Below are 5,856 nucleotides of genomic sequence, written 5' to 3'. Positions count from 1 at the left end.
CCGTCGTCACTCCTCCCGCCGTCACGGCGCCGCCCGTCACCACCGCGCCGCCGGCGTCGGGCGGCGGCTCGACCACGACGCCCCCGGTGACCACCGCGCCGCCGGTCGTCGCCCCGCCGGTCACCACCACCCCGCCGCCGACCACCCCGACGCCCCCCAGGTACGGGCTCGGCACCGGCACGTCCCGCGGGTCCGCGGGCGGCGGCGCCGCGGCGCTGGCGTGGGCGCAGACCAAGATCGGCCTGCCCTACATCTGGGGCGGTGCCGGACCCGACGGCTACGACTGCTCGGGCCTGACCATGGCGTCGTGGCGCACCGCCGGGGTCAACCTCGCGCGCACCACCCGCGACCAGTACAAGCAGGTCCTCAAGATCAGCTACAACGAGCTGCGCCCCGGCGACCTCGTCTTCTGGTCCACCGACCCCAACAACGCCGACGCGATCTACCACGTGGCGCTCTGGGCGGGCAACGGCCAGATCATGGAGGCCTCGAAGCCAGGCGACCCCCTCCGGGTCACCAGCATGCGCTGGGGCAGCACGATGCCCTACGCCGGCCGCCCGTAACCCCTCCCACTTCCGCAACGTCCGAGCAGATGGAGGCCCCGGCCCACATCTACTCGGACGTCGTGCTCACGGCACGCGTAGCGTCCGAGCGGGGGGCGGTCCTGGCCTACAGCTGTTCGGACGTTAGTTAGCGGCGGGACCAGCCGGCCTGTCGGAGGGCGCGCTCCACAGCGGCAAGGTGCGGCTCTGGGTCGATCCGGAGGCCGAGGCTCGGCACGCGGAGCACGACGTCGCCGGCGAGAACGATCTCGTTGTGCCGCAGGCTGTCGTCGATCCACCGGTCGGGTTGCAGATGGCCGATGCCGTCGATCTCGACGACCACGCGCCATCGTCGCCACCGGACGTCCAGGTACGCCCGGCCGCCGGGATGTGTGACGAGGACCTGCCGATCGGGCTCCGGGAGTCCCCGTCGTCGGCACAGGGCAGCGAAGTCGAGCTCGTTCAGCGACTGCACGCCATCCCGGATCTCGTTCACGACGGTGCGCAGCAGGGATCGCCGCCTGTCACGGCGCACCCGTTCGAGCACGGCCGAGACAGCATCGCCCGAGGTGAGGCGCTGCTGCACGGAGGCGACCAGGTACAGCGACGCTTCTCGGTCGCTCCTCGCCCACAGCGCAGCCTGTACCGCGGCGACCTCGGGCCGTGATCGCAGGATTCCCGAGTCGAGCACGTCGTCGTCGCGCCATCGTCGTGTCTCGTGAACTCGGACACCGGCCGACGGGGGTAGCGGCCGGGACGACTTCGGTGCGGCGACGTGGATCAGCCCGTCGTCCGTGATGCCTCGCAGGCCCGCGGCCTGCAAGGCGGTGATGCCGGCAAGGGCAGCTCGTGGGATGTCCCCGGCTGCGCACCGCGGAGCGCACTCGAGGACCGCCAGCCACCAGTCGACCCGGTCCGCTGGGCCGGGTCGAGCGACGGCGAGCGTGCACCGTCCCATCGCTCGCCATCGCTCCGCATCGAGCTCGGCCCGCATCTGGGCGGTCGTGATCCCGAGCCCACGGATCTGCGGCATCGTCAGGAGTCCCGCCTGGCGGGCGGCTCGGCTGGCGACCAGCGCGCGTCGTTCCGCACGAGCAGATCGGTCAGGTGCCATCCGCACAACCTGGATGACGACCGAGTCCACAGAACCCGGGTCGGCGAGCATCTGTGGACGGCTGCTACCTGTGGACGGCTCGCCACCCTCCAGGACGTCCGAGCAGATGCGGCCCAGAGCCTCCATCTGCTCGGACGTTCGCCAGCACAACGCCGCAACGTCCGAGTGGATGGAGGTCGGGGCCTACATCTGCTCGGACGTTGCGGGGGAGTTGGGGGAGGGGGTTAGTGGTTGTAGTAGTTCGTGTCGATCGCTCGCTGGCGGCTGCGCTCGATCTCCGCCTCGGCCTCGCTGCGGCCGGTCCAGTGGGCGCCCTCGACGGACTTGCCGGGCTCGAGGTCCTTGTAGACCTCGAAGAAGTGCTGGATCTCGAGGCGGTGGAAGTCGGAGACGTCGTCGATGTCCTGGCGCCAGGCGGCGCGCTGGTCACCGGTGGGCACGCACAGGACCTTGTCGTCGCCGCCGGCCTCGTCGCGCATGCGGAACATGCCCAGGGCCCGGCAGCGGATGAGGCAGCCGGGGAACGTCGGCTCCTCGAGCAGCACGAGCGCGTCCAGCGGGTCGCCGTCCTCGCCGAGGGTGCCCTCGATGAAGCCGTAGTCGTCGGGGTACCGCGTCGAGGTGAACAGCATCCGGTCGAGGCGGATGCGCCCCGTGGTGTGGTCCACCTCGTACTTGTTGCGCTGGCCCTTCGGGATCTCGATCGTGACGTCGAACTCCACAGCTCTCCTCCGGCCCACGTCCGCGCCCGGTTCGGGACCGGCGGTCGCGCGACACTCGTCGTCGTGCGGCGCGCCGGGGTGTCAGGGGCGCCCTTGTCTCGGACAGTAGTCTGACGCACCGCGGGACGGGGCGTCCCATCGAGGAGCAGGCGGGGCGGGGTGACGATGACCACAGCGGCGAGGGTCGTCGGCACGAGCCTGCTGGTGGTCGTGCTGGCCGGCGCGGCGTACGTGACGGCCGACGCCTACGACATGGTGCCGGGCATGGTGACCCTCGAGGAGGCGCCGCCGGAGGCGCTCCCGTTCCCCACGGCGCCCGGCGCGGTCGAGCCGGCGGACATCGTGCCGGCGCTGACCGATCTCGACCCGCAGGCGCCGGTCCCGGCCGATGCCGGCGTGCAGGCGCTCGTCGACGGCCTCGTGGCCGACCCCCGCATGGGCGCGAGCGTCGGCGTGGTCGTCGCGGACCAGCTCACGGGCGACGTCCTCGGCAGCCACCTGCCCGAGGCCGGCCGGACGCCGGCGTCGACGGCCAAGCTGGTCACGGCGATCGCCGCCCTGGACACGCTCGGCCCGGACGTGACCTTGCCGACGAGCGTCGTGCGCGGCTCGGGCAACGCCCTCGTGCTCGTCGGCGGCGGGGACATGATGCTCGCGGCGGGTGCGGGCGACCCGACCGCCGTCGAGGGGCACGCCGGGCTCGCCGACCTGGCGGCGCAGGTGGCCAAGGCCCTCCAGCTCGAGGGCGTGACGACCGTGAGCCTCGGGTTCGACGACTTCCTGTTCACCGGCCCGGCCCTGAGCCCGACGTGGAACCCCGCGGACATCGCGGCGGGCTTCGTCGCCCCGGTGACCGCGCTCGCCGTCGACACCGCGAAGATCAAGCCGGGCGAGTACCCCCCGCGCTACGCGGACCCGTCGCTCGCAGCGGCCAAGACGTTCGCGCAGCGGCTGACCGAGGCCGGGATCACCGTCGACGGCACGCCGCGCCGGACCGCCGCGCCGGAGGGCGGCCGCGAGATCGCGGTCGTGCAGTCCGCGCCGCTCGACGGGATCGTGCACCACTTCCTCGACACGTCGGACAACACGATCACCGAGGTGGTCAGCCGACTGGTCGCGATCCACGAGGGTCTGCCGCCCAGCTTCGAGGGCGGCGCGACGGCCGTGCTGCACGCGGTGTCGGTCCAGGGCATCGACACCGCGGGCGCGCACCTGTCCGACGCGTCCGGGCTGGGCGCCGGCTCCGTGCTGCCGCCCGACCTCCTGCTCGGGCTGCTGCGGCTGGCCACCGACCCGGCGCACGGGGTGCTGCGGGACGTCGCCACCGGCATGCCGATCGCGGGCCTCACCGGGACGCTGAGCGACCGGTACACGCAGTCGACCGCCCGCGGCCTGGTGCGGGCCAAGACCGGCAGCCTGCCGCACGTCACCGCGCTGGCGGGGACCGTGCTGGACGCCGACGCCCGTCAGCTGGTCTTCGTGGTGCTGGCGGACGCGACGCCCGACGGCGGTCAGTGGGGACCCCGCGCGGCCATCGACTCGTTCGTCACCACGCTGTCCGGCTGCGGCTGCGGTTAGTTTGACCGGGTGGACACCCCCGAAGGCCCGGTCGACTGGGAGCTCGCCGCGCGGCTGGCGGGACGGCTGGCGCCCCCGGGGCCGACGGCGGACCGCGCGACCCTGACCGCCCTCGTCGACGAGCTGCGCGACGCCGCCGGCCGCGCGGCCGTGCACGCCTCCCGGATCACGGGCCTCGAGGCGGCGGACGGCACGCCGCCCGCGCAGGTGTCCCGGGTGGTCGTCGTCGACCGGCCGCGCTGGGCGCAGGCCAACGCCGAGGTGTTCGCGGCGATGACCGGCCCGCTGGCGACGACGACGTCGAGCTCGGCCTCCCGGGCCGCCGCCGCGGTGCAGGTGGGCGGCGTCCTCGCGCTGCTGTCCGGCAAGGTGCTGGGCCAGTTCGACCCGTTCACGGCGGACGACGGCCGCGGCCGGCTGCTGCTCGTCGCACCGAACGTGCTGCACCACGAGCGCCGCCTGAAGGTCGACCCGTCGGACTTCCGCCTCTGGGTCGCGCTGCACGAGCAGACGCACGCGCTGCAGTTCGCGGCGGCGCCGTGGCTCGCGGAGCACCTGCGCGGACGCGCGGCCGAGCTCATGGCGGACCTGGTCGCGGACAAGTCGTTGGTGCCGCGCGTGGGCGAGCTCGTGCAGGCGGTCTCGCGTGCGGTGGCGGGGGGTGCCGACGACGGCGTCGGGGTGCTCGACCTGCTCTCCGCCCGGCAGCGCGAGGTGTTCGAGGAGGTCGGGGCCGTGATGGCGCTGCTGGAGGGGCACGCCGACGTGGCGATGGACGAGGTCGGGCCGCGGGTGGTGCCCAGCGTGCGCACGATCCGGAAGGCGTTCGAGGCCCGGCGCGACGAGGCCGCGAAGGCCCGCGGGTTCGACCGTGTGCTGCGCCGGCTGCTCGGCCTCGACACCAAGCTCGCGCAGTACCGGGACGGCGCCGCGTTCGTCCGGGCGGTCCGCAAGGACGTCGGCCTCGAGGGGTTCAACGCGGTCTGGGCCTCGGCGGACCGGCTGCCCCTGCCGCGGGAGATCGCCGACCCGCGCGCGTGGGTCAGACGGGTGCACGGGTGATCCGGCGGGTCGCATGAGCGGTCCGGCGCCGCAGGTCGCCGCCGTGCGCTCGGCGGTCGCGGCGTCCGTCGCCGACCTGCCCGACGGTGCGCTCGTGCTGGTCGCGTGCTCGGGCGGCCCGGACTCGCTCGCGCTCGCGGCGGGGGCGGCGTTCGTCGCACGGCGCTCCACGCGCCGCGGGAACGCGTGGAGTGCGGCGGCCGTCGTCGTGGACCACGGCCTCCAGCCGGGCTCCGCCAAGGTCGCCGACGAGGCCGCCGCGGCCTGCCAGGCCCTCGGCCTCGAGGCGCAGGTGGTCCGCGTCGCGGTCGACGGGCGCGGCGAGGCGGCCGCACGCGCGGCCCGCTACGCGGCGCTCGAGCGGGTCGCCGACGAGCGCGGCGCCGCGGCGGTGCTGCTGGGGCACACGCTCGACGACCAGGCCGAGACCGTGCTGCTGGGCCTGGCGCGGGGCTCGGGGGCGCGGGCGCTGGCGGGCATGCCGGCGGTCCGCGGGCGGTTCCGACGCCCGCTGCTGGGCCTGCGCCGCCAGGACACGGTCGGGGCGTGCGCGGCCCTGGGCCTCACGCCGTGGCAGGACCCGACGAACGACCACGGGCACGACGACGCCGCGCTGCGCAGCCGGGTCCGCGGCGAGGCGCTGCCCACGCTCGAGCGCGTGCTCGGTCCCGGCGTCGCCGAGGCACTGGCCCGCACGGCCGCGCAGCTGCGCGAGGACGCCGACCTGCTGGACACGCTGGCGGCCGAGCTCCTCGCCGCCGCGACCCACGACGACGGCCTCGACCTCGAGGTGCTGGCTGCGGCGCCGCCCGCCCTGCGCACGCGCGCGCTGCGGGCC

The 5,856-nt window shown here is 74.7% G+C and carries 6 protein-coding genes; 5 read left to right on the top strand and 1 reads right to left on the bottom strand.

The features are described 5' to 3' along the window. Together AC1DT4_RS20075 and AC1DT4_RS20070 are read left to right on the top strand one after the other, a co-directional pair. Window positions 1–563, top strand: a 563-nt coding sequence (locus AC1DT4_RS20075) for a C40 family peptidase (RefSeq protein ID WP_477091518.1), incomplete at its 5' end; no start/stop codon positions are given. A gap of 178 nt (window positions 564–741) precedes the next feature. Beyond that, window positions 742–1,209: a hypothetical protein gene (locus tag AC1DT4_RS20070; protein WP_477091517.1), complete on the top strand. Its 468-nt coding sequence runs from the start codon at window positions 742–744 to the stop codon at window positions 1,207–1,209. A gap of 671 nt (window positions 1,210–1,880) precedes the next feature. Here AC1DT4_RS20070 and AC1DT4_RS20065 read toward each other — a convergent pair. Continuing rightward, window positions 1,881–2,378 (bottom strand): inorganic diphosphatase, encoded by a 498-nt coding sequence (locus tag AC1DT4_RS20065; RefSeq protein ID WP_477091516.1) that lies wholly within the window; start codon window positions 2,376–2,378, stop codon window positions 1,881–1,883. 165 nt (window positions 2,379–2,543) lie between these two features. On the opposite strand from AC1DT4_RS20065, the gene dacB reads away from it, so the two are divergent. The 3 genes from dacB to tilS form a co-directional block, all read left to right on the top strand. Further along, window positions 2,544–3,956, top strand: a complete 1,413-nt coding sequence (gene dacB / locus AC1DT4_RS20060; RefSeq protein ID WP_477091519.1) for a D-alanyl-D-alanine carboxypeptidase/D-alanyl-D-alanine endopeptidase — start codon at window positions 2,544–2,546, stop codon at window positions 3,954–3,956. Between the two features lie 9 nt (window positions 3,957–3,965). After that, window positions 3,966–5,018: a zinc-dependent metalloprotease gene (locus tag AC1DT4_RS20055; protein ID WP_477091515.1), complete on the top strand. Its 1,053-nt coding sequence runs from the start codon at window positions 3,966–3,968 to the stop codon at window positions 5,016–5,018. A 13-nt stretch (window positions 5,019–5,031) separates the two neighbouring features. Further along, window positions 5,032–5,856: tRNA lysidine(34) synthetase TilS (gene tilS, locus AC1DT4_RS20050; protein ID WP_477091514.1), on the top strand; the 825-nt coding region annotated here is incomplete at its 3' end.

The organism is Cellulomonas sp. P4_D11 (assembly GCF_056401915.1).
The sequence above is the reverse complement of the archived record's forward strand: the minus strand, read 5'-3'. Positions and strand labels throughout refer to the sequence as shown.